General features: G+C 73.3%; 18 protein-coding genes. 11 read left to right on the top strand and 7 right to left on the bottom strand.

Annotated features, from left to right (window positions below):
- Window positions 1-44 precede the first annotated feature (44 nt).
- On the bottom strand, window positions 45-1,004 hold the full coding sequence (locus C3486_RS02410) for a D-2-hydroxyacid dehydrogenase family protein (RefSeq protein ID WP_103830836.1): 960 nt from the start codon (window positions 1,002-1,004) through the stop codon (window positions 45-47).
- Window positions 1,005-1,264: 260 nt separating this feature from the next.
- Here C3486_RS02410 and C3486_RS02415 point away from each other — a divergent pair, with 260 nt between their 5' ends.
- Window positions 1,265-2,488 (top strand): beta-ketoacyl synthase, encoded by a 1,224-nt coding sequence (locus C3486_RS02415; protein ID WP_181138414.1) that lies wholly within the window; start codon window positions 1,265-1,267, stop codon window positions 2,486-2,488.
- 297 nt (window positions 2,489-2,785) lie between these two features.
- Complete coding sequence (locus tag C3486_RS02420) at window positions 2,786-4,282, top strand: bifunctional class I SAM-dependent methyltransferase/N-acetyltransferase (protein ID WP_103830838.1); 1,497 nt, start codon at window positions 2,786-2,788, stop codon at window positions 4,280-4,282.
- Between the two features lie 109 nt (window positions 4,283-4,391).
- Here C3486_RS02420 and C3486_RS02425 read toward each other — a convergent pair whose 3' ends face one another.
- Window positions 4,392-5,318, bottom strand: coding sequence for a TIGR03564 family F420-dependent LLM class oxidoreductase (locus C3486_RS02425; RefSeq protein WP_103830839.1), 927 nt, complete (start codon window positions 5,316-5,318; stop codon window positions 4,392-4,394).
- Window positions 5,319-5,553: 235 nt separating this feature from the next.
- On the opposite strand from C3486_RS02425, the gene argC reads away from it, so the two are divergent.
- The 5 genes from argC to C3486_RS02450 are packed head-to-tail and all read left to right on the top strand — an operon-like array spanning window position 5,554 to window position 10,442.
- Window positions 5,554-6,582 (top strand): N-acetyl-gamma-glutamyl-phosphate reductase, encoded by a 1,029-nt coding sequence (gene argC / locus C3486_RS02430; RefSeq protein ID WP_103830840.1) that lies wholly within the window; start codon window positions 5,554-5,556, stop codon window positions 6,580-6,582.
- Complete coding sequence (argJ, locus tag C3486_RS02435) at window positions 6,579-7,730, top strand: bifunctional glutamate N-acetyltransferase/amino-acid acetyltransferase ArgJ (protein WP_103830841.1); 1,152 nt, start codon at window positions 6,579-6,581, stop codon at window positions 7,728-7,730. Before argC ends, argJ begins: the two co-directional genes overlap by 4 nt.
- Window positions 7,727-8,677, top strand: coding sequence for an acetylglutamate kinase (gene argB / locus C3486_RS02440; RefSeq protein WP_103830842.1), 951 nt, complete (start codon window positions 7,727-7,729; stop codon window positions 8,675-8,677). The genes argJ and argB overlap by 4 nt, the downstream gene beginning before the upstream one ends.
- On the top strand, window positions 8,674-9,894 hold the full coding sequence (locus C3486_RS02445) for an acetylornithine transaminase (protein ID WP_103830843.1): 1,221 nt from the start codon (window positions 8,674-8,676) through the stop codon (window positions 9,892-9,894). The genes argB and C3486_RS02445 overlap by 4 nt, the downstream gene beginning before the upstream one ends.
- An 8-nt stretch (window positions 9,895-9,902) precedes the next feature.
- Window positions 9,903-10,442, top strand: coding sequence for an arginine repressor (locus C3486_RS02450; protein WP_103830844.1), 540 nt, complete (start codon window positions 9,903-9,905; stop codon window positions 10,440-10,442).
- Window positions 10,443-10,491: 49 nt separating this feature from the next.
- On the opposite strand, the gene C3486_RS02455 is transcribed toward C3486_RS02450, so the two are convergent.
- Entirely contained in the window at window positions 10,492-11,082 is a 591-nt protein-coding gene (locus C3486_RS02455; protein WP_103830845.1) for a pyridoxamine 5'-phosphate oxidase family protein, read from the bottom strand.
- A 155-nt stretch (window positions 11,083-11,237) separates the two neighbouring features.
- Here C3486_RS02455 and C3486_RS02460 point away from each other — a divergent pair, with 155 nt between their 5' ends.
- The 3 genes from C3486_RS02460 to secD all read left to right on the top strand — a co-directional run bounded on the left by C3486_RS02460 (window position 11,238) and on the right by secD (window position 14,703).
- Window positions 11,238-11,654 (top strand): globin domain-containing protein, encoded by a 417-nt coding sequence (locus C3486_RS02460; protein WP_103830846.1) that lies wholly within the window; start codon window positions 11,238-11,240, stop codon window positions 11,652-11,654.
- Window positions 11,655-11,763: 109 nt separating this feature from the next.
- Entirely contained in the window at window positions 11,764-12,156 is a 393-nt protein-coding gene (locus C3486_RS02465) for a hypothetical protein (RefSeq protein WP_103830847.1), read from the top strand.
- A 183-nt stretch (window positions 12,157-12,339) separates the two neighbouring features.
- The gene (gene secD, locus C3486_RS02470) at window positions 12,340-14,703 is read left to right on the top strand and encodes a protein translocase subunit SecD (RefSeq protein WP_103830848.1); all 2,364 of its coding nucleotides are present in this window, start codon (window positions 12,340-12,342) and stop codon (window positions 14,701-14,703) included.
- A 53-nt stretch (window positions 14,704-14,756) separates the two neighbouring features.
- On the opposite strand, the gene C3486_RS02475 is transcribed toward secD, so the two are convergent.
- From C3486_RS02475 to ald, 3 genes are all read right to left on the bottom strand, one after another.
- The gene (locus C3486_RS02475) at window positions 14,757-16,190 is read right to left on the bottom strand and encodes an amino acid permease (protein ID WP_103830849.1); all 1,434 of its coding nucleotides are present in this window, start codon (window positions 16,188-16,190) and stop codon (window positions 14,757-14,759) included.
- Between the two features lie 586 nt (window positions 16,191-16,776).
- The gene (locus tag C3486_RS02480; protein ID WP_103830850.1) at window positions 16,777-18,147 is read right to left on the bottom strand and encodes an aspartate aminotransferase family protein; all 1,371 of its coding nucleotides are present in this window, start codon (window positions 18,145-18,147) and stop codon (window positions 16,777-16,779) included.
- Window positions 18,148-18,235: 88 nt separating this feature from the next.
- Window positions 18,236-19,351, bottom strand: a complete 1,116-nt coding sequence (gene ald, locus C3486_RS02485) for an alanine dehydrogenase (RefSeq protein WP_103830851.1) — start codon at window positions 19,349-19,351, stop codon at window positions 18,236-18,238.
- A gap of 282 nt (window positions 19,352-19,633) precedes the next feature.
- On the opposite strand from ald, the gene C3486_RS02490 reads away from it, so the two are divergent.
- Window positions 19,634-21,199 carry a PLP-dependent aminotransferase family protein gene (locus C3486_RS02490; protein ID WP_219822172.1) on the top strand — a complete coding sequence of 522 codons (1,566 nt, stop codon included), beginning with the start codon at window positions 19,634-19,636 and terminating at the stop codon, window positions 21,197-21,199.
- A 14-nt stretch (window positions 21,200-21,213) separates the two neighbouring features.
- On the opposite strand, the gene C3486_RS02495 is transcribed toward C3486_RS02490, so the two are convergent.
- Window positions 21,214-22,143: an ADP-ribosylglycohydrolase family protein gene (locus C3486_RS02495; RefSeq protein WP_103830852.1), complete on the bottom strand. Its 930-nt coding sequence runs from the start codon at window positions 22,141-22,143 to the stop codon at window positions 21,214-21,216.
- Window positions 22,144-22,151: the final 8 nt, after the last annotated feature.

A 22,151-nucleotide genomic window follows, 5' to 3' on the forward strand; every position in this document is an offset into this window, starting at 1 on the left:
GGCGCCTGTCAGGAGGAGGCGGGCCGTGAGGCCGCCGTGCGGCCTCAGCCCAGCTGCCGTACCGGTGTGCCCGCGAGGAATGCCGTGATGTCTTCCACCGCCTGCTGGAAGTAGACCTCGTAGTTGCGGCGGGTCACGTAGCCCAGGTGCGGGGTGGCCAGGAGGTTCGGCAGGGAGCGGTACGGGTGGTCCGCCGGCAGGGGCTCCTGGTCGAACACGTCGGTGGCGGCGCCCGCGATCCAGCCCTCGCGCAGCGCCGTCGCGAGCGCGTCCTGGTCGACGAGCGCGGCCCGCGAGGTGTTGACGAGGTACGCCGTCGGCCGCATCCGCTTCAGCTCCGCCTCGCCGATCAGCCCCCGCGTGCGCTCCCCGAGCACCAGGTGCACGGAGACGAAGTCGCTGCTCTCCAGCAGCTCTTCGAGGGAGGCCGCGCGCCGCGCCCCCGCCGCCTCCGCCCGCTCGTCCGTGAGGTTCCGGCTCCAGGCCGTCACGTCCATGCCGAAGGCCCGCCCGACCGCCGCGACCCGCGTGCCGATCTTGCCCAGGCCCAGCAGCCCGAGCCGCCGCCCGTACAGGTCCGCGCCCACCGTGCTCTGCCACGGGCCGCCCTCGCGCAGCGCGGTGTTCTCCCGCACGATGCCGCGGGCGAGGCCCAGCAGCAGCGCCCAGGTCAGCTCGACCGGCGGCTCGGTGTTGCTGTCCGTACCGCACACCGTCACGCCGTGCCGGGCCGCGGCCGTCAGGTCGATCGAGGCGTTGCGCATCCCGGAGGTGATCAGCAGCCGCAGCCGCGGCAGCCGCGCGAACAGCTCCTCGGGGAACGGCGTCCGCTCCCGCATCGCGACCAGGATCTCGCAGTCCCCGATCTCCTCGACCAGCCGGTCGCGGTCCCCGAAGTACTCGCGCACCGCCCGCACCTCGACGTCCCCGGCGACCGTGGACCAGTCCGCCATGGACAGCGCGACCCCCTGGTAGTCGTCGAGCACCGCACACCGCAGCTTCATCTTCCGCCCCTCCTGTCACCGGCCGACACGTCCCGGTCAGTCTCTCCCACCGGCACCCGGCGGCCCCTCGCGGCAGGTGCCGGTCTTGTCCCCGCGTATGGCGGAACCTTACAAGTCCCGTCCGCGGGACTCGGTTGATCACGTTACCTGTGGGGCGATCAATCCCTTGGCAGAGTGGTAGACAACCCGACGGCCCGCCCGGCTGCCAACTCGATCGGCCGTCCAGCGGGTTGTCTCACCACTACAAAGGGGGCTCGTCCATGAGTGTGGATACCGACAACGTTCTGGTCACCGGCCTGGGAGCCACGACCCCGCTCGGCGGCGACGCCGCGTCGACCTGGAACGCGATGCTGGCCGGCCGGTCCGGCATCGGCCCGATCGAGGAGGAGTGGGCGGCCTCGCTGCCCGGCCGGATCGCCGGCCGGCTCGCGGTGGAACCGACGACGGCGCTGGACCGGGTGCAGGCCCGCCGGATGGACCGCTGCCAGCAGGTCGCGCTGGTCGCCGCGCGCGAGGCATGGGCCGACGCGGGCGCGCCAGGCGTCGACCCCGAGCGGCTGGCCGTGGTGATCGGCACGGGCACCGGCGGCGCGCTGACCATGCTGGGCCAGGACGACGTCCTGGAGACCTCCGGCGTACGGCGGGTCTCACCGCACACCGTCCCGATGCTGATGGCCAACGGCCCCGCAGCCTGGGTCAGCATCGAACTCGGCGCGCGCGGCGGCGCGCACACCCCGGTCAGCGCCTGCGCCTCCGGCGCCGAGGCGATCGCCATGGGCCTGGACCTGATCCGGCTCGGCCGCGCCGACGTGGTCGTCGCGGGCGGCGCCGAGGCATGCGTCTGCCCGCTGACGATGGCGGGCTTCGCGCAGGCCAAGGCGCACTCCACGCGCAACGACGAGCCGTCGCTGGCGTCCCGCCCGTTCGACGTGGACCGCGACGGGTTCGTCATCGGCGAGGGCGCCGCCGTGGTCGTACTGGAACGCGCCGGATTCGCCGCGGCCCGCACCGCCCGCGCGCACGCCACGCTCGCGGGGGCCGGCGTCACCTCGGACGCCTTCCACATCACGGCGGGCCACCCCGAGGGCCAGGTGCGCGCCATGCGCCGGGCGCTGTCCGACGCCGGGCTCGCGCCCCAGGACATCGGGCTCGTGCACGCCCACGCCACCTCCACGCCCAAGGGCGACCTGGTCGAGGCGCAGTCGGTCACCGAGGCGGTGGGCACCCACCCGGCCGTCACCGCGACCAAGTCGATGACCGGTCATCTCTTCGGCGCCGCGGGCTCCCTCGGTGCGCTCGCCACGATCCTCGCGGTACGGGACGGCGTCGTGCCCGCCACGCTGAACGTCGACACCCTCGACCCGGAGGTGAAGCTCGACGTCGTCACCGGCGGCACCCGCCGCACCGCCGTACGGGCCGCGCTGACCAACTCCTTCGGTTTCGGCGGCCACAACGCGACCCTGGTCTTCACCCCGGCCCCCTGACGGCCGCCCGCGCGCCCGGTGCCCCGCCGCAAGCCGCATCCGGCCGGGGCGCCGGCCCGCGTGCTACCGTCGCCGTCCGGACCGAAGGACCGGCCCGGGCGACCGGACCGAGGGATCGGTTCCGTGACCGGACCGAGGGACGAGGAGGTGAGTCGATGACTGTCGTGGAGGCCGCCGCTGTGCGCGGCGCCCGGGCCATCCTCACTTCCCGGGTCCCGGTCTGACCCGCGTCACCCTCACGGTGCCGCCGGGCGCGCCCGCGTGCGTGCCGGGACCCTGATCACAGGGGTTTCCACGATGTCTTCCGCTTCATCCGCTTCCGATTCGTCTTCCTCGTCCTTCTCCTCTTCCGCTTCTTCCTCCTCCGTCCCGGCTGCTGCCGGGCCCTCCTCCGACGCCCTCACCGAGGCGTTCTTCGCGCTGCACCACGGGCTGCCCCGGCAGGGGCCCGGCTCGGCCGCCACCACCCGGCGGCTGTTCCGGCGGGCCGGGCCGCTGCCGGCGCACCCGCGCGTCCTGGACGTGGGCTGCGGCCCCGGCCGCTCCGCGCTGCTGCTGGCCGCCGAAACCGGCGCCCACGTCACCTGCGTCGACCTGCACCGGCCCTTCCTCGACGAGCTGACCGCCGCCGCTGCCCGCCGCGGGCTCGGTGCGCTGATCACCGCGGTGCGCTGCTCCATGGACCGGCTGCCGTTTCCCGACCACGCCTTCGACCTGGTCTGGTCGGAGGGTTCGGCGTACGTCATGGGCTTCGAGGCCGCGCTGCGGAGCTGGCGCCGGCTCGTGGCACCGGGCGGTGCGCTGGTCGTCACCGAGCCCGAGTGGTCCGTCCCGGACCCGTCCCCGCGGGCGCCGGCCTTCTGGAACGCCGCGTACCCGCTGCGTACGGCCGCGGGGAACACCGCGCTCGCCGAGGCCGCCGGGTACCGGGTCGACGCGCGGCTGCCGCAGCCGGACGGCGACTGGTGGGCCGAGTACTACGACCCGCTCGCCGAACGGATCGCGGCCGCGGACCTCGCCCGGCCCGGCATGGACCGGGCCGTCGCCGCGGCCCGCGAGGAGATCGCCCTGCGGCGGGACCACGGCGGCGAGTACCAGTACACGGCGTACGTCCTGCGCCCCCGAACGGAGGCGCCCGACCGGACCGGGGCACTCGCCCCCGCCCATGCGCCCGCCCCCGCCGAGGCGCCCGCTTCCGCCGCTGTACCCGCCCCTGCCGACGCACCTGTGCCCGCCGAGCCCTCTTCCCCGACCGAGAACGGAACCTCCATGACCCGTACCGGCTCCACGCGCTGGGCCGTCCGTCCCGAGGCCGCCGGGGACGCAGCGGCCGTCCGCGCGGTGCACCTCGCCGCCTTCCCCAGCGCCGCTGAGGCCGACCTGGTCGACGCGCTGCGCGAGGATCCGGGGGCCTGGCTCGACGGCCTGTCGCTGGTGGCGGAGGCCCCCGACGGCACGCTCGCCGGGCACGCGCTGCTCACCCGCTGCCACGTCGGCGGGCATCCCGCGCTGGCGCTCGCGCCCGTCGCCGTGCTGCCCGGGCACCAGGGCCGGGGCGCCGGTTCGGCGGTGGTCGAGGCGGGGCTCGACGCCGCCCGGGAGGCGGGGGAGGACCTGGTGGTGGTCCTGGGGCACCCCGGTTACTACCCCAGGTTCGGCTTCGCGCCCGCCTGCCGCTGGGGCATCAGGGCGCCGTTCGAGGTGCCGGACGAGGCGATGATGGCCCTCCCGCTGGACCCGTCCCGGCCGGTACCGGGCGGGACGATCCAGTACCCGGCCGCCTTCGGGGTCTGACCCGCTGACCGCACCCGGTGGCCGGTGGCCCGCCGGCCACCGGGCGCGGCACCTCAGCCCCCTGCCACCGGACCCGTCGGCTCAGCCCCCATGGCACCGGTGCGGCCCCTCAGCCCGTCGCCAGCTCCCCCAGGAGCTGCCACGTGCGGCGCCGGCCGGCGTCCCCGGTGAGCTCCGTGCCCGCGAAGACCACCTCGGTCGCGCCGGCGTCGCGGTAGCGCCGTACCTCCGCGGCGACCGTGCGCTCGTCGCCGATCACGGCCACGTCTGCCGCCCGCTTGGCGCCGGAGAGCTCGATGACCCGGGCGTAGGAGGGGATCTGCTCGTAGAACGCGAGCCGTTCGGCGGCCGTCTCGCGCACCGCGTCGGCGTCGTCGGTGACCACCCCGTGCACGAGCGCCACGATGCGGGGCGCGGGCCGTCCGGCGGCCTCCGCCGCCGCGGTGACGGCCGGGACGATGTGCTCGGCCAGGGCGCGCGGCCCGGCGAGGTACGGGAGGATGCCGTCCGCCAGCTCCCCGCTCGCCCGCAGCGCCTGCGGGCCCATCGCGGCGACGAGCAGCGGTACGCCGGTGTCCGCGCCCGGCACCCGTGCGGGGATCGGGGTGGCCGCGGTGAGCAGCTCGCCGCGGAAGTCGGCGCTGCCGGTCTCGGTGAGCTGCCGCAGCGCGGTGAGGAACTCCCGCAGGCGCGCGACGGGCCGTTCGAAGGGGAGGCCGAAGCCGCCCTCGGTCAGCAGCTTGGTGCCGAGGGCGAGCCCGAGGTGGTAGCGGCCGTGGGTGGCCGCCTGCGCGGTCAGGGCCTGGCTCGCGACGGTCAGCGGATGGCGTCCGAAGACGGGGATCGCGGACGTGCCCACCTGGAGGCCGGGGGCCGCGCGCCCGGCGATCGCCGCGAGCTGCGGCGAGTCGGCGCCGAAGGTCTGCCCGAACCACACGGACCGCAGTCCGGCGGCCGCGGCCTCCTCGGCCAGCCGCACACTGGCGTCGATCTGGTTGTCGTAACCGGTCGCGTCGATTGCTGCTCCCACAGTCATGCTCCCGAGAACCGCCCCCGCCCCGGCCCCATTCCGTCCGCATGTGACGGCTTCTTGTCAGTCGTGTGAAGCGGGCCGGCTGCCGGCCGGGGGAGCGGACCGGGGCCCGGTGCCGGAACCGCGCGGCGTGCGGCAGCCGCACCGGCGCCGTCGCCCCCGTCCCCGCATCCTCATGCATGACGTTGCATAAAACTGCTGTCGTCCGTATAGTCATGCCATCGACGAGGAGGGTTCGATGACTGTACGAGCGGCGGTGGCCGGGGCCAGCGGATACGCGGGCGGGGAAGTCCTGCGTCTGCTGCTGGCGCACCCCGAGGTCGAGATCGGCGCGCTGACCGGGAACTCCAACGCGGGACAGCGGCTCGGCGCGCTCCAGCCGCACCTGACGCCGCTGGCGGACCGGGTGCTCGCGGAGACCACCACCGAGGCGCTGGCCGGGCACGACGTCGTCTTCCTCGCGCTGCCGCACGGGCAGTCGGCGGCCGTGGCCGAGGAGCTGGGCCCGGACGTGCTGGTCGTGGACTGCGGCGCCGACTTCCGGCTGAAGGACGCGGCCGACTGGGAGAAGTACTACGGCTCGCCGCACGCCGGCACCTGGCCGTACGGCCTCCCCGAGCTTCCCGGGGCGCGCGCGGCGCTGGAGGGGTCCAAGCGCATCGCCGTCCCGGGGTGTTATCCCACCGCCGTCTCGCTCGCGCTGTTCCCGGCGTACGCGGCGGGGCTGGCCGAGCCGGAGGCCGTGATCGTCGCGGCGTCCGGCACCTCGGGCGCGGGCAAGGCCGCCAAGCCGCACCTGCTCGGCTCCGAGGTCATGGGCTCGATGAGCCCGTACGGCGTGGGCGGCGTGCACCGGCACACCCCCGAGATGATCCAGAATCTCAGCGCGGCGGCCGGCGAGCCGGTCAGCGTGTCCTTCACGCCGACCCTCGCGCCCATGCCCCGCGGCATCCTCGCCACCTGCACGGCCAAGGCGAAGCCGGGGCTGACGGCCGAGGACCTGCGGGCCGCCTACGAGAAGGCGTTCGGCGACGAGCCCTTCGTGCACCTGCTGCCCGAGGGCCAGTGGCCGGCCACCGCCGCCGTGTACGGGTCGAACGCGGCACAGCTCCAGGTCGCGTACGACGCGGCAGCGGGCCGGATCATCGTGATCTGCGCGATCGACAACCTCGCGAAGGGTACGGCCGGAGGCGCCGTACAGAGCATGAACATCGCCCTCGGACTCCCCGAGGACACGGGACTTTCCACGATCGGAGTCGCGCCGTGAGCGTTACGGCAGCCAAGGGATTCACGGCGGCGGGCATCGCCGCCGGGATCAAGGAGAACGGGAACGCGGACCTCGCCCTCGTGGTGAACACCGGTCCGCGACTGGCCGCCGCCGGCGTCTTCACCGCCAACCGCGTCAAGGCGGCGCCGGTCCTCTGGTCCCAGCAGGTGCTCAAGGCCGGGCAGGTCGGCGCCGTCGTGCTGAACTCCGGCGGGGCGAACGCCTGCACCGGGCCGAAGGGCTTCCAGGACACCCACGCCACGGCCGAGAAGGTCGCCGAGGTGCTCGGCCGGAACGCCGGGGAGGTCGCGGTCTGCTCGACCGGCCTGATCGGCGAGCTGCTGCCGATGGACAAGGTGCTGAGCGGCGTCGAGAAGGCCGCCGGTGAGCTGAGCCCGCACGGCGGCGAGAAGGCCGCCATCGCGATCAAGACCACGGACAGCGTCCACAAGACCGCCGTCACGGAGCGGAACGGCTGGGTCGTCGGCGGCATGGCCAAGGGCGCGGGCATGCTCGCGCCGGGCCTGGCCACGATGCTCGTCGTGCTCACCACCGACGCCGACGTGCCGGCCGAGGAGCTGGACAAGGCGCTGCGGTCCGCGACCCGGACGACCTTCGACCGGGTCGACTCCGACGGCTGCATGTCCACCAACGACACCGTGCTGCTGCTCGCCTCGGGCGCGTCCGGCGTGGTCCCGGAGGCGGCGGAGTTCGCCGAGGCCGTCCGCGAGGTCTGCGACGACCTCGCGCGGCAGCTCATCGGCGACGCCGAGGGCGCCAGCAAGGACATCCGCATCGAGGTGATCAACGCGGCCAGCGAGGACGACGCCGTCGAGGTCGGCCGGTCCATCGCCCGGAACAACCTCCTGAAGTGCGCCATCCACGGCGAGGACCCGAACTGGGGGCGGGTCCTGTCCGCGATCGGCACCACCTCGGCCGCGTTCGAGCCGGACCGGCTGAACGTCGCCATCAACGATGTCTGGGTCTGCAAGAACGGCTCGGTGGGGGAGGACCGCGACCTGGTCGACATGCGCTACCGGGAGGTCCGCATCACCGCCGACCTGTCCGCCGGGTCCGAGTCGGCCGTCATCTGGGCCAACGACCTCACCGCCGACTACGTCCACGAGAACAGCGCGTACTCCTCATGAGCGAGCAGTCCACCCCCGCAGGCTCGGGGGCCACCCGCAAGCACACCGCGCTGCCCAAGGCCCGCATCCTCATCGAGGCGCTGCCCTGGCTCACCCGGCACCACGGCAAGACCGTCGTCATCAAGTTCGGCGGCAACGCCATGGTCGACGAGGAGCTGAAGGCCGCCTTCGCGCAGGACGTCGTCTTCCTCCGGCACGCCGGACTGCGCCCCGTCGTCGTGCACGGCGGCGGCCCGCAGATCAGCAAGCAGCTCGACGCGCTCGGCATCGAGTCGGAGTTCAAGGGCGGGCTGCGGGTCACCACGCCCGAGGCCATGGACGTCGTACGGATGGTGCTGGCCGGGCAGGTCCAGCGGGAGCTGGTCGGGCTGCTCAACCAGCACGGGCCGCTCGCCGTCGGCATGACCGGCGAGGACGCCCACCTGATGACCGCCACCAAGCACTACGCCGACATCGACGGCGAGCTGGTCGACATCGGCCGGGTCGGCGAGATCTCCGCCATCGACCCGGGCGCCGTCCAGGCGCTGCTGGACGACGGCCGCATCCCGGTGATCTCCTCGGTCGCCCGGAGCGCCGACGACGGCCACGTGTACAACGTGAACGCCGACACCGCGGCCGCCGCGCTGGCCGCCGCGCTGAACGCCGAGACACTGATGGTCCTCACCGACGTCGAGGGCCTCTACGAGGACTGGCCGAACAGCGACGAGGTGATCTCCCGGCTCACCGCCACCGAGCTGGAGAAGCTGCTGCCGGAGCTGGCCAGCGGCATGGTGCCGAAGATGCGCGGCTGCCTGCATGCCGTACGCAACGGCGTGCACACCGCCCGCGTCATCGACGGGCGGGTCCAGCACTCCATCCTGCTGGAGATCTTCACCGACGAGGGCATCGGCACGATGGTCCTGCCGGACGCCAAGGACGCAACGACCGACGAGGGGGCAGGGGCATGACGGACGGCACGGCCAACACGGACCTCACCCGGCGCTGGCAGGGCGCCATGATGGACAACTTCGGCACGCCCCGCATCCCGCTGGTGCGCGGCGAGGGCGTCCGCGTCTGGGACGCCGACGGCAAGGAGTACCTGGACTTCCTCGGCGGCATCGCGGTCAACGCACTGGGCCACGCCCACCCCGCCGTCGTCCGCGCGGTCTCCGACCAGGTCGCCACCCTCGGCCACGTCTCGAACTTCTTCGTCGCCGAGCCCACCGTGGCGCTCGCCGAGCGGCTGCTGCGGATCGCCGGCGGCCGCCCGGGCCGGGTGTACTTCTCCAACTCCGGCGCTGAGGCCAACGAGGCCGCCTTCAAGATCGGCCGGCTGACCGGCCGCACCCACATCGTCTCCACCGTCGGCGGCTTCCACGGCCGCACCATGGGCTCCCTCGCGCTGACGGGCCAGCCCGGCAAGCAGGACCCCTTCCGGCCGCTGCCCGGCGACGTCACGTACGTCCCGTACGGCGACACCGAGGCCCTGAAGGCCGCCGTCACCACCGACACCGCCTTCGTCATCCTGGAGCCCGTCCAGGGCGAGAACGGCGTCGTCGTGCCCCCGGCCGGCTACCTGCACGCCGCGCGCGAGATCACCGCCGCCACCGGCACCCTGCTCGTCCTGGACGAGATCCAGACCGGCATCGGCCGCACCGGGCACTGGCTGGAGGCCCAGTCCCAGGGCGTCGAGGCGGACATCGTCACGCTCGCCAAGGGCCTGGGCGGCGGACTGCCGATCGGCGCGACCCTCGCGTACGGCAAGGCCGCCGAGCTGCTCACGCCCGGCGCGCACGGCTCCACCTTCAGCGGCAACCCCGTCGTCTGCGCCGCCGCACTGGCCGTCCTGGACACCATCGAGGCGGACGGGCTGCTGGACCACGTGAAGCGGGCCGGGGAGCGGCTGCGGGACGGGATCGAGGCGCTGGGACACCCCCTGGTCGGCTCGGTCCGCGGCGCGGGCCTGCTGCTGGGTATCGTCTTGACCGGGCCGCACGCACCGAAGGTGCAGCAGGCCGCTCAGGACGCGGGTCTCCTGGTGAACGCCGTCGCGCCGGACGTGGTCCGGCTCGCGCCGCCGCTGATCGTCTCGGACGCTGAAGTGGACACGTTCCTCGGGAAGCTCCCCGGCGTCCTCGACGCGGCCCGGGAAGCGGCCGACGGGGAACGACGATCCGGAGACTGACAGAGACGATGACCGAGGCGCAGGACAACGATTCGCTGCACGGCCCCGCCGTACCGCAGACCCGGACCGCCCGGCACCGCCGGATCGTGGACATCCTCAACCGCGAGCCGGTCAGGTCCCAGAGCCAGCTGGCCAAGCTGCTGGCCGACGACGGGCTGAGCGTCACCCAGGCGACGCTCTCCCGGGACCTGGACGAGCTGGGCGCGGTGAAGATCCGCAACACCAACGGCGAGCTGATCTACGCGGTGCCCAGCGAGGGCGGCTTCCGCACCCCCAAGGCGCCGCTCGGCGAGTCGGCCAAGGAGGAGCGGATGCGGCGCCTCTCCGGCGAGCTGCTGATCTCCGCCGAGGCGTCGGCGAACCTGGTGGTGCTCCGTACGCCGCCGGGCGCGGCGCAGTTCCTCGCCTCGGCCATCGACCAGGCCGAGCTGCACGTCATCCTCGGCACCATCGCCGGGGACGACACGCTGCTGCTCATCAGCCGCGACCCGGACGGCGGCCAGGCGCTCGCCGACCACCTGCTGCGGCTGGCCCAGAAGTCCGGCTGACCCGGTACGCACCCGGCCCGCTCCCCGCCAGGGGGCGGGCCGCACGCGTCTAGGAGGCCGGCAGCGGCGGCAGCGGCAGGGGCAGCCCAGGCAGCCCGTCGATGCTCCGCGCGACGTGCTCCTTCTTGTGGAAGTACGCGTCCAGGCTCTCGTCCGTCTCCCGCTCGAAGCGCGAGCGGTGCAGCGGCCGGTCCTCGTCGTACGTCATGAACGGCACGCCGTAGCCGCAGGTGTCCCGGATCAGCTCCGCGGTGACCACGATGACCGCGCGCAGCCCGTGCGCCGAGCCGTCGATGCCGGGGAAGTGCCCGAGCAGTTCCGTCCACCGCGGGTCGTCGCGGAAGACCGGCTCGCCGCGGCCGTGCACCCGCACGATGTTCGGCGGGCCCTCGAAGGCGCACCACATCAGCGTGATCCGGCCGTTCTCGCGCAGATGCGCGATGGTCTCGGCGTTGCTGCCCGCGAAATCGAGGTACGCCACGGTGTGCTCGTCGAGGACCGCGAAGGACCCGCTCAGCCCCTTGGGGGAGAGATTGACCGTGCCGTCCCCGGACAGCGGCGCGGTCGCCGTGAAGAAGATCTTCTGCGCTTCGATGAACGTGCGCAGCCTGCCGTCGATGCGTTCGTAGACCTTTCCCATGGGCCTCAGTATCCGCCCCGCACAACGGAGTTGGCAGGGAGCGCCGGCCTCGCTCACTCCTCACAAGGGGTGGCCGAAGGGTGTGAGGGAGCGCTTTCCACGGCGTCACCGGAGGCGCGGAACAGCCGAAACGCGGGCTTCCTACCGTCCCGTCCATGACCTTCGACCCCGCGCTCATCAAAAGCAGTTACGCCGCCGTCGAGCCCCACGGGACCGCGGTGACGAAGTACTTCTACGCGCACCTCTTCGCGCACCACCCGGAGGTGCGGCCGCTCTTCGCCCGGCACCTGGAGGAGCAGGAGGACCGCCTCTGGAACGCCATCGGCGCACTGGTGGCCAACGTGGAGGACACCGACACGCTGGTCCGCATCCTCCAGGGGCTCGGCGCCCGGCACGCCGGGTACGGCGCACGCCCCGAGCACTTCCCCGCCGTCGGCGCCAGCCTGGTGGCGGCGCTCGCCCACTTCGCGGGGGACGCCTGGACCCCCGAGACCGAGGCGTCCTGGGGAGCGGTCCACGACACCGTCACCGCCGTGATGACGGACGTCATGGCCAAGGCCGGAGCCGCCTGACCCGGCCGCCTCCGCAAAACCGTCCGGGCATGGCAGAGTGTGCGGACACCCGTCCGGGAGCGGCGACCGCGCCGCCACCCGGACGGCGAGCCGGGGAGGAGGTAGCAGCATGGACCGGCGTATGCGGCCGGCGGCCGCCCTGCGGGCACTGCTCACGGCCCTCGCGCTCGTCCTCGGCGGGCTGACGCCCACCGCGGCGGCCACCACGGCGGCCCCGTACGCGGACGGCACGCCGTACGCCGCCACCGCCCCGGCCGAAGCGCCGCACGCGCACGACGGCTCGGCCCACCACGCGAGCCTGCACGCCGTCCTCCGCACCGGCGGCCGCACCGGACCGGCCGAACAGCACGTCGCCCACCCGGCACCCGGACTCGGCCCGGCCGGCCGCCACGTCCCCCGGACGCAGCCCGCCTCCTGGCTGCCGGGACACCCCGACACCACCGGCCGGCAGCAGTTCTCCGCCGGCCTCCGGCCGGCCCGCGCCCCGCCCTCCAACGGCTGACCACTCCCACCACGGCACGCCCCGGCCACCGGCCGCGCGGGCGTCCGCCGTGCTTCCCGCCGCGCCCGCACGCACCGGCCGCGGTGTTCCCCGCCGTGCCCGTACGCCCGCGCGTACCGCACGGATCTGCGCCGCGCCCGCCCCCGGCCGGCCGCGCGGCACCGCCTGTTGGAGGCCCCACCCATGAACCGCGCCTCGAGGCTGCGCGCGCTCCTCGCGCTCGCCGTCCTCGCCCTGTCGCTCTACCTCGGCCTGACCCAGTCCCCACGCCTCGGACTCGACCTGCGCGGCGGCACCCAGCTCGTCCTGGAGACCCGCGACTCGCCCACCGCCAAGGCCGACCGTCAGGCCACCGAACGCACCCTCGAAGTCCTGCGCCGCCGCGTCGACGGCCTCGGCGTCTCCGAACCGAACCTCGCCCGCTCCGGCGAGAACCGCATCGTCGTCGAACTCCCCGGCGTCCAGGACCCGCGCGAGGCCGCCCGGGTCCTCGGCCGCACCGCCCAGCTCACCTTCCACCCCGTACGCGGCACCGAACCCGCCGGCACCGAGCAGCAGGGCCCCCGGAACGAACGCACCCTGCGCGACGAGTCCGGGCAGCCCCTGCGGGTCGGCCCGGCCGCGCTCACCGGCGAACAGGTCGACGGCGCCGAGGCCGGCTTCGACGCCGAGCGCGGCAGCGGCTGGTACGTCTCCGTCGACCTGCGCGGCAGCGGCCAGAAGGCGTGGGCGAAGCTGACCGGCGAGGCCGCCTGCAAGCCGGTCGGCGACCCCGCCCGCCGCGCCGCCATCGTCCTGGACGACAAGGTCATCTCCTCACCGCAGGTCAACGAGTCGGTGGCCTGCGGCACCGGCATCACCGGCGGCGCCACCCAGATCACCGGCAGCTTCACCCAGCAGGAGGCCCAGGACCTCGCACTGCTCATCAAGGGCGGCGCACTGCCCGTACCCGTCGAGCTCGTCGAACAGCGGACCGTCGGGCCGACGCTCGGCGCCGACGCCATCCAGGCCAGCGCCGCGGCCGCGGTCATCGGCATCTCCCTCACCGCGCTCTTCATCGTCGTCGTCTACCGGCTGCTCGGCGCCCTCGCCGCGATCGCCCTGGCCTGCTACGCACTGATCTCCTACGCCGCGCTGCTGGCGCTCGGCGCCACGCTCACCCTCCCGGGCCTGGCCGGCTTCGTGCTCGCCATCGGCATGGCCGTGGACGCCAACGTCCTGGTCTTCGAACGGGCCAGGGAGGAGTACGCGGCTACGGGCCACAAGAAGAAGCGGCGCGGCGGCACGGACGACGGCGCGCGGCCGAGCCTGCGCACCGCCCTCACCGCCGGCTTCCGCAACGCCTTCAGCGCCGTCGCCGACTCCAACATCACCACCCTGCTCGCCGCAGGTCTGCTCTTCTTCTTCGCCTCAGGACCCGTCCGCGGCTTCGGCGTCACCCTCTCCATCGGCGTCCTCGCCTCGATGATCAGCGCGCTGGTCGTCACCCGCGTCCTCGCCGAATTCGCCGTCGGCCGCGACCTCGTACGGTCCGCACCCCGCATCACCGGGCTGGCGAACGAGGGCCGGGTCCGCACCTGGCTCACCCACCGCGCCCCCGACCTCATGCGCCACCGGCGCCGCTGGCTCGCCGCCTCCGCACTCGTCCTCGCCGTGGCCGCCGCCGGCATCGGACTGCGGGGCCTCGACTTCGGCGTGGAGTTCACCGGCGGCCGCTCCGTCGAGTACCGCACCGCCCAGCCGGTGGACCCCGGCGCCGCCCGCACGGCACTCGCCGACGCCGGCTTCCCGCGCGCCGTCGTCAATTCCTCCGGTGACGGCGACCTCACCGTACGCACCGAGAAGCTGACCGCGGCCCAGGAAGGGGAGGTACGCAAGACCGTCGCCGCACTCGGCGGCAAGACCGAGAAGGTGCGCGACGAACTCATCGGGCCGAGCCTCGGCGACGAACTGCGCCGCAACGCGCTCATCGCCCTCGGCGTCGCGCTGCTGGCCCAGCTCGGCTACCTCGCGGTCCGCTTCCGCTGGACCTTCGGCGCCTCGGCGGTGGCCGCCATGGCCCACGACGTACTGATCCTGGTCGGCGTCTTCGCCTGGCTCGGCAAGCCCGTCGACGGGGTGTTCCTCGCCGCGCTGCTCACCGTCATCGGGTACTCCGTCAACGACTCCGTCGTGGTCTTCGACCGGGTACGCGAACTGTGGGGCGCCAACCGCCGGGCACGCTTCGACCGGATCGCCAACTCCGCGATCCTGCAGACCCTGCCGCGCACGGTGAACACCGGCATCGGCGCCGTCCTGATCCTGGCCGCGCTGGCCTTCCTGGGCGGCGACACGCTCACCGACTTCGCCGTGGCACTGCTGATCGGCATCGGCGTCGGCACGTACTCCTCGCTGTTCACGGCGATGCCGCTGGCCATCGCGCTGGAGGCGCGCAGTGCGGCACCGCCGCCCCGGCCGGTGACCCGCAGCGGCTCCACGAAGCCGCTGACCGGGCCGCGCCGCCGGGCGGGGGAGCGGCACCGGGACGACACGGGCGCGGTGGTCTGACCGGCGGCCGTCACCGGCGCGCGGGCCGTCTCCCGTACGGCCCGCGCGCCGCCTCACGGCCGGGGCACCTCCGGCCGGGACGCCTCCGCCTCCGCCTCCAGCGCCGTCACCGCCGTGGCGCCCGTCCCCCGTACGCCGGCGGCCGCCGCGACCGGTGCCCCGGCGGCCGCTCCGGGCCGCCCGCGCCTGCGGTACGCGCGCACGCCGTACGCCCCGAGCACCACCACGAGCGTGACGGCGCTGGCCGCGAAGTCCTGGCGGGTGGAGGGGAGCACCGCCATCGTCACGATCACGACCGCCATCGCCGCCACCGTGAACCAGCTCAGGTACGGGTACCACCACATCTTCAGCTGGAGGGCGCCCGGGTCCTCACGCTCCAGACGGCGGCGCAGCCTCAGCTGGGAGAGGGCGACGAGCAGGTACACGAAGAGGGCCACCGCGCCGTAGGAGTGCACGATGAACGAGAACACCGCGTCCGGCGACACATACGCGATGATCACCGAGACGTAGCCGAGGGTGGTCGCGAGGAGGATCGCGCGGCGCGGCACGCCCCGCTTGCTGAGCTTGGTCAGGCCGCGCGGCGCGTCACCGTTCCCGGTGAGCGCGAAGACGATGCGGGAGGCGCTGTAGAGCCCCGCGTTCAGCGAGGACAGCACGGCGACCAGGACCAGGACCCGCATCAGGGTGCCGGCGGCGGGAATGCCGATCTGCTGCAGCGCCGCGACGTACGGGCCGTCGGCCACGTCCGGGTTGTTCCACGGCACGATCGCGATGACCAGGAAGATCGAGCCGACGTAGAAGAGCAGGACGCGCAGGACGACGGAGTTGGTGGCCTTGGCGACGTTCCGGCGCGGCTCACTGGACTCGGAGGCGGCCAGCGCGGCGATCTCGGCGCCGGTGAAGAAGCCGACGGCGGGGATGACGGCCGCGAGCACCGGGCCGATGCCGTGCGGCGCGAAACCGTGGTGCGCGGTGAGGTTCGAGACGTCCGCGTGGTGCGCGCCCGGCCACATTCCCAGGACGAATACCAGGCCGAGGACGAGAAATACGGTGATGGCGGCGACCTTGATGGAGGAGAACCAGTACTCGAACTCGCCGAACGATTTTACCGAGAACATGTTGACCGCGGTGAGGATGACCATCAGGCAGAGGCTGATGACCCACAGCGGAATTCCCGGCAGCCAGACGTGGAGTTGGCTCGCTCCGGCGACCGCCTCCAGCGCCACCACATTCACCCAAAAATACCAGTAGAGCCAGCCGATGGTGAATCCGCCCCAATTGCCCAGGGCGAGCCGCGCATAGGCGTAGAAGGAACCGACCGACGGGCGGGCCACCGCCATTTCGCCGAGCATCCGCATGACGAGGATGACCAGCCCGCCGGCCAGCAGGAACGAGATGATCGCGGCCGGCCCGGCGTCCTCGATGACCACGCCGCTGCCCACGAAGAGCCCGGCACCGATGACTCCGCCGAGGGCGATGAGCCGCATATGACGCTGTTTGAGTTCGCTCCGCAGACCTGCGCTTTCGGTGGCCTCTGACGTTTTCTCTCCCACGGGGACCCCATTTCCTTGGGTAATCGGCATTGTCGGGGATGATGGCCGCCCGGTGAACTCCGGAGAAAGCGCCAGAAACCAGCGATACAGCGGTACCAGAGGGGAGCCTAGAACGCGCACATGACGCGCGTGTTGCACCGGCATTGCACGATGATCGTTTCAGGCACGCGGACGCACGCGCACGCGGGCATGCCGGGTGCACCGGGGGGCGGGCGTGTCCGCGCCGCCTCCCCCGGGTAAGCCGCTGCTCCGCTGGGTAATCCCCCGGTGGGGGTGCGGGCGTGTTCGAGTGGCCCCGTATGCGCAGCGCCGGCGTCGCGAAGGACGGGGGTCCGCGCCGCCTCCCCCGGGTAATCCCCTGCTCCGCTGGGTAACCCCCCGGTGGGGGTGCGGGCGTGTTCGAGTGGCCCCGTATGCGCAGCCCCGGCGTCGCGAAGGACGGGGGGGGGTTCGCGCGTCCGCGTCCGCGCGAGGGGGGAAGCCTCCGTGAGGCCCCCGCCCCCGCCGCGCGGTACGGGGCTCAGCCCAGGATCGCCCGCTGTACGTCGGCGATCATCACGTCCACGCCCGACAGCAGCTCCGCGAGCACCTCGCGGTCGGCCACCAGCGGCGGTGAGATCATCAGCATCGTCGCACCCCGGTCGTCCGGCCGCAGGATGACCCCGGTGCGCCGGAAGGCGCTCGGCAGCACCTCGCGCAGCACCTTCTGCGACTCCGCCTCGGTCAGCTCCCGGCCGGTCTCGTTGTCGGCCATCAGCTCGACCGCGTAGAAGAAGCCCATGCCGCGTACGTCCTTCACGACGCGGTAGCGCTCCTTGATGCCCTCCAGTCCGGCCCGCAGCTCGGGGCCGAGCGTGCGGACGTTGCCGAGGACGTTCTCGTCCCGCATCGCGGTGATGTTGGCGACCGCGACCGCCGTGGAGACCGGGTGGCCGCCCCAGGTCGCACCGTGCGTGAACGTCCCGCCCTGCGGCGACTCGTACAGCCCGCGCACCAGCGGCTCCCGGGCGATCATGCCGCCCAGCGGCGCGTACCCCGAGGTCGACCCCTTGGCAAAGGTGATCATGTCCGGTACGACGCCGAAGTACCCGCTGCCGAACCACTCGCCCAGCCGCCCGAACGAGCAGATCACCTCGTCCGCGACCAGCAGCACGCCGTACGTGTCGCAGATGCGGCGCAGCTCGCGCCAGTAGCCGTCCGGCGGGACCAGCGCGCCGCGGCCGTTCTGCACCGGCTCGGCGAAGACCGCCGCGACCGTCTCCGGGCCCTCCTCGACGATGGCCCGCTCGATGGCGCGTACGCACTCCAGCTCGTCCGCCGGGCCGCAGTCGCCGGTGAATCCCAGGGTGTTGGGCACGTGCCGGATGCCGGGCAGCAGCGGCTGGAACGGCTCGCGGATCTTCGGCAGGCCGGTCACCGACAGGGCGCCGAGCGTCACCCCGTGGTACGCCATGTGCCGGCTGATGATCTTCGTACGCTGTGGTGCGCCCTGGCTCCGGTGGTACTGCCGGGCGAACTTGATGGCCGTCTCCACGGCCTCCGAACCGGAGTTGACGAACCAGGTGACGCCGAGGTCGCCGGGCGCCAGGTCCGCTATCAGGCTCGCCGCCTCCACGGCCGGCGGGTGCGCTGCGCCCCAGTTGGTGGAGTACGGCAGCGTCTCCATCTGCTTGGCGGCGGCGGCCACGATGTCACCGCGGCCGTGTCCCATGTTGACGCAGAACAGTCCGGCCAGGCCGTCCAGGAAGCGGCGCCCCTGCTCGTCGTAGAGGTGGCAGCCCTCGCTGCGGACGAAGACCGGGAGGTTCCGGTCCTGCCAGACGTCGTTGCGGGTGAAGTGCTGGCCGAGGTGGGCCTGGGCCTTGGCGCGCAGGGAGTGGTCGGTGCTCACGGTGATCCTTCCGGAGGGGGAGCGGGGGAGGGACGGCGGTGCGGCGGCGGGCCCGCGCCGCGGCGGTCGGGCGGGCCCGGCGCGGGTGTCAGACGAGGACCTCGTCCACGTCGACGTACTTCAGGTCGTGCGCCTCGGCCACCGGCCGGTAGGTGAGCTGGCCGCCCACCACGTTGATGCCGCGCTTGACGGCGGGGTCGGCCTCGGCGGCGGCCGCGAGACCGTTGTCGGCGATGGCCAGGACGTAGGGCAGGGTGACGTTGGTCAGCGCGTACGTGGAGGTGTTGGGGACCGCGCCCGGCATGTTGGCGACGCAGTAGAAGACCGAGTCGTGGACCCGGTACGTCGGGTCGGCGTGCGTGGTCGGCCGGGAGTCCTCGAAGCAGCCGCCCTGGTCGATGGCGATGTCGACGAGGACCGAGCCCTCCTTCATCCGCGAGACCAGGTCGTTGCTGATCAGCTTGGGGGCGCGGGCGCCGGGCACCAGCACCGCGCCGATGACCAGGTCGGCCTCGAGGACGGCGCGCTCCAGCTCGAAGGCGTTGGAGGCGACGGTGCGGATGCGGCCCTGGTACATCCGGTCGGCGGCGCGCAGCTTCTCGATGTTCAGGTCCAGCAGCGTGACGTCGGCCCACATGCCGGTGGCCACGGCCACCGCGTTCATGCCGGAGACGCCGGCGCCGACGACCACGACCTTGGCGGGGGAGGTGCCGGACACGCCGCCCATCAGCACGCCGCGGCCGCCCGCCGCGCGCATCAGGTGGTACGCGCCGACCTGCGGCGCCAGCCGGCCCGCGACCTCCGACATCGGGAAGAGCAGCGGCAGCGAGCCGTCGGCGGGCTGCACGGTCTCGTACGCGACGCCGGTGATGCCCGACTCCAGCATCGCCTGCGTGCACTCCTTGGAGGCGGCCAGGTGCAGGTACGTGAAGAGCAGCTGCCCCTCGCGCATGCGGTGGTACTCCTCGGCGATGGGCTCCTTGACCTTGAGGATCATGTCGGCGGCGGCCCAGACCTGGTCGGCGTCCGGCAGGACGGTGGCGCCGGCCGCGGTGTACTCGCCGTCCGGGATCGAGGAGCCGGCGCCGGCGCCCCGCTCGATGTACACGGTGTGGCCGTGGCAGACCAGCTCGTGGACGCCCGAGGGGGTGATGGCCACCCGGTACTCGTGGTTCTTGATCTCGCGCGGGATTCCGATCTTCACGTAGAACTCCCATCGGTTGGGTGCGGGCGCGGCTGGGCGCCCGGCGGCTCTCGGTGTCCGGGGCGGCGGCGCTCCGTCGTCACGCGTCGTGGCGTTAGCGTGCGCGGCCAACTGGTCCGGGCGTAAGCGCCAGTTATCCGGCTTCTGATGGGTCCAGGGCCGGACGTGCCGCACGGGGCCCGGCCGGGCAATCTTTCGCGTCCGACCTCTTGGGCGGCGGCCCGGACGCGGTTACGATCCCGTCAGCTGGCACCCCGCGACAAGGCGAATCCGGTCAATCCGATGGGGGCAGTGCTGCCCCGCGCGCCGGTCCCACCCTCCGCCCGTACGACCCGGTGCAGCACCTTCCCCCGCCATCCGCCATCGCAGGAGGCCGGTATTCCCCGCACACTGATCGACATCGACCGGGACTCGGCCGAACCGCTGTACCGGCAGATCCGCAAGGCGATCGAGCACGGCATAGCGGTCGGCACCATCGACGCCAGCAGCAGGCTCCCCTCGTCCCGTGAACTCGCCCGTGAGCTGGGCCTTTCCCGCAACACCGTGAACGCCGCGTACCAGGAGCTGGTCGCCGAGGGCTTCGTCGAGAGCCGGGTGCGGCAGGGCATCTTCGTCAACCGCGACATGCGGCCGTACTGCGCCGCCGAACAGCGCCCGGCGCACGAGCCCTTCGACTGGAGCGCACGGCTGCGCGGCCACCCCGAGGACACCCTCCCGCACATCGAGAAGCGCGCCGACTGGGCGGAGTACCCGTACCCCTTCCTCGCCGGCCAGGTCGACCTGCGCGCTTTCCCCGCCCGCGACTGGTCCCGTGCGCTCAACGAGGCGCTCTACCAGCCGCACGCCCGCTACAGCCTCCAGGACTCCATCGCCTTCGACGATCCGCTGCTGGCCGAGATGGTGTGCAGCCGGCTGCTCCCGGCCCGCGGCGTCGAGGCCACGCCCGAGGAGGTCCTGATCACGGTCGGCTCGCAGCAGGGCCTCGACCTGCTCACCCGCGCCCTCCTCGCCACCGGCTCGGTCGTCGCCGTCGAGGACCCCGGCTACCTCGACGCGCGGCACATCTTCGTCCGCGCCGGCGCCCGCCTGATGCCGCTGCCCGTCACGGCCGCCGGGCTCACCCCGCCCGCCACCCTCGCCGGCGTCGACCTGCTGCACGTCACGCCGAGCCATCACCACCCCACCAACGTCACCCTCGGCATCGGCCGCCGCCGCGAACTGCTCTCCCTGGTCCGGGAGAGCGGCACGGTCATCGTCGAGGACGACTACGACAGCGAGTTCCGCTACCAGGGCAGCCCGACGCCGGCCCTGAAGGGCCTGGACACCACCGACCAGGTCGTCTACCTCGGCACGTTCTCCAAGTTCCTCGCCCCCGGCCTGCGCCTGGGCTACCTGGTCGGCGCCAAGGAACTGGTACGCGAACTCCGCGACCTGCGCCGCTACTCCGTCCGCCACCCCTCGGGCCACACCCAGCGCGCCCTCGCCCTGCTCATCCAGTCCGGCGAGTACCACCGCGCCGTCCGCCGCTACCGCGGCCAGCTCATGCGCAAGTGGGAAGCGGCCTGCACGGCCGTCAACACCTACCTTCCCTGGCACACCACGCCGTCCCCGGGCGGCGTCAGCCTCTGGATGACGGGCCCCGAGGAACTGGACTGCCGCCGCCTCGTCGACAGCGCCCAGCGACACGGCGTCCTCATCGAACGCGGCGACATCTACTACCTCGCCCAGGGCACCGACACCCCACCCCTCAACCACTTCCGCATCGGCTTCGCGGCCCCCCAACTCTCGGCGATCGACCCGGGGATCCGGATTCTGGGGCGGCTGGTGGAAGACGCCATGACGCGGTGAGACCACCCGGCCGGTCAGGTGCCGAGGCGGTGTGCCAGATCGAGCAGTTCCGGCATCCGCAGCACGCGCCCGCCGAAGCCCGGCAGCGGCACGTGCAGGGGCACGGTCCAGCGGTCGGGGATCGCCGCGGGCCCGTACAGAGCACCCGCAAGGCCTCCGGTGACGGCTGCGACGGTGTCCGTGTCCCCGCCGAGGTCGATCGCCGCACGTACGGCGCCCTCGTAGTCGGCCGTCGTACGCACCGCCCACACCGCAGAGCCCAGGCACGGCCAGACGGCACCGTTGAACTCGGTGGCGTGGTCGGGGTGCCATTCCGCGGCCAGAACGGCCGCATACCGCCGGCGGTGGTCGGGGTGTACGAGGCGGAGGGCCGCCGGGAGAGCGGCCAGCGGGTCGGCGCCGTCCAGCGCAACGCGCAGGAGTTCGTGGAAGAGTGCGGTGCCTTCCCAGGCCGCACGGTCCCCGTGGGTGAGGGCGGCGATGCGGCGGGCGGCATCCATGGTCGCCTGCTGCCCGGCCCGTGCGAAGTGGACGGCGGAGGTGGTCGCCCGCATCAGCGAACCATTGCCGGCGGCGCGCTGATTGACCTCGAAGTGATGTGCGGCGGCCCGGTCCCAGGCCATGCCATTGGTCAGTACGTCCTCGGTCTGCAGCCCGATGTCCTTGGGCTCGCCGGCCGCCCACCGCTGGAACCGCGCGAACACGTCCGGCAGGTCCAGGCCGCCCCGCTCCAGCAGCGACTCCGCGACGAGAACGGCCATCTGCGTGTCGTCGGTGGCCTCGCCGGGATCCCAGCCGCCACCGCCGCACATCTCGCCGCCCGTTCCGGGCGAGGGGAACCGGGCGGAGAAGGCTCCCGCGGGGCCGAACTCGAAGGGCGCACCCAGGGCGTCACCCACCGCCGAGCCGATGACGGCGCCGACGGCCCGGTCCTTCCATTCCATGCCGGGCA

This window comes from Streptomyces sp. Ru73 (assembly GCF_002920575.1).
GTDB lineage: Bacteria > Actinomycetota > Actinomycetes > Streptomycetales > Streptomycetaceae > Streptomyces.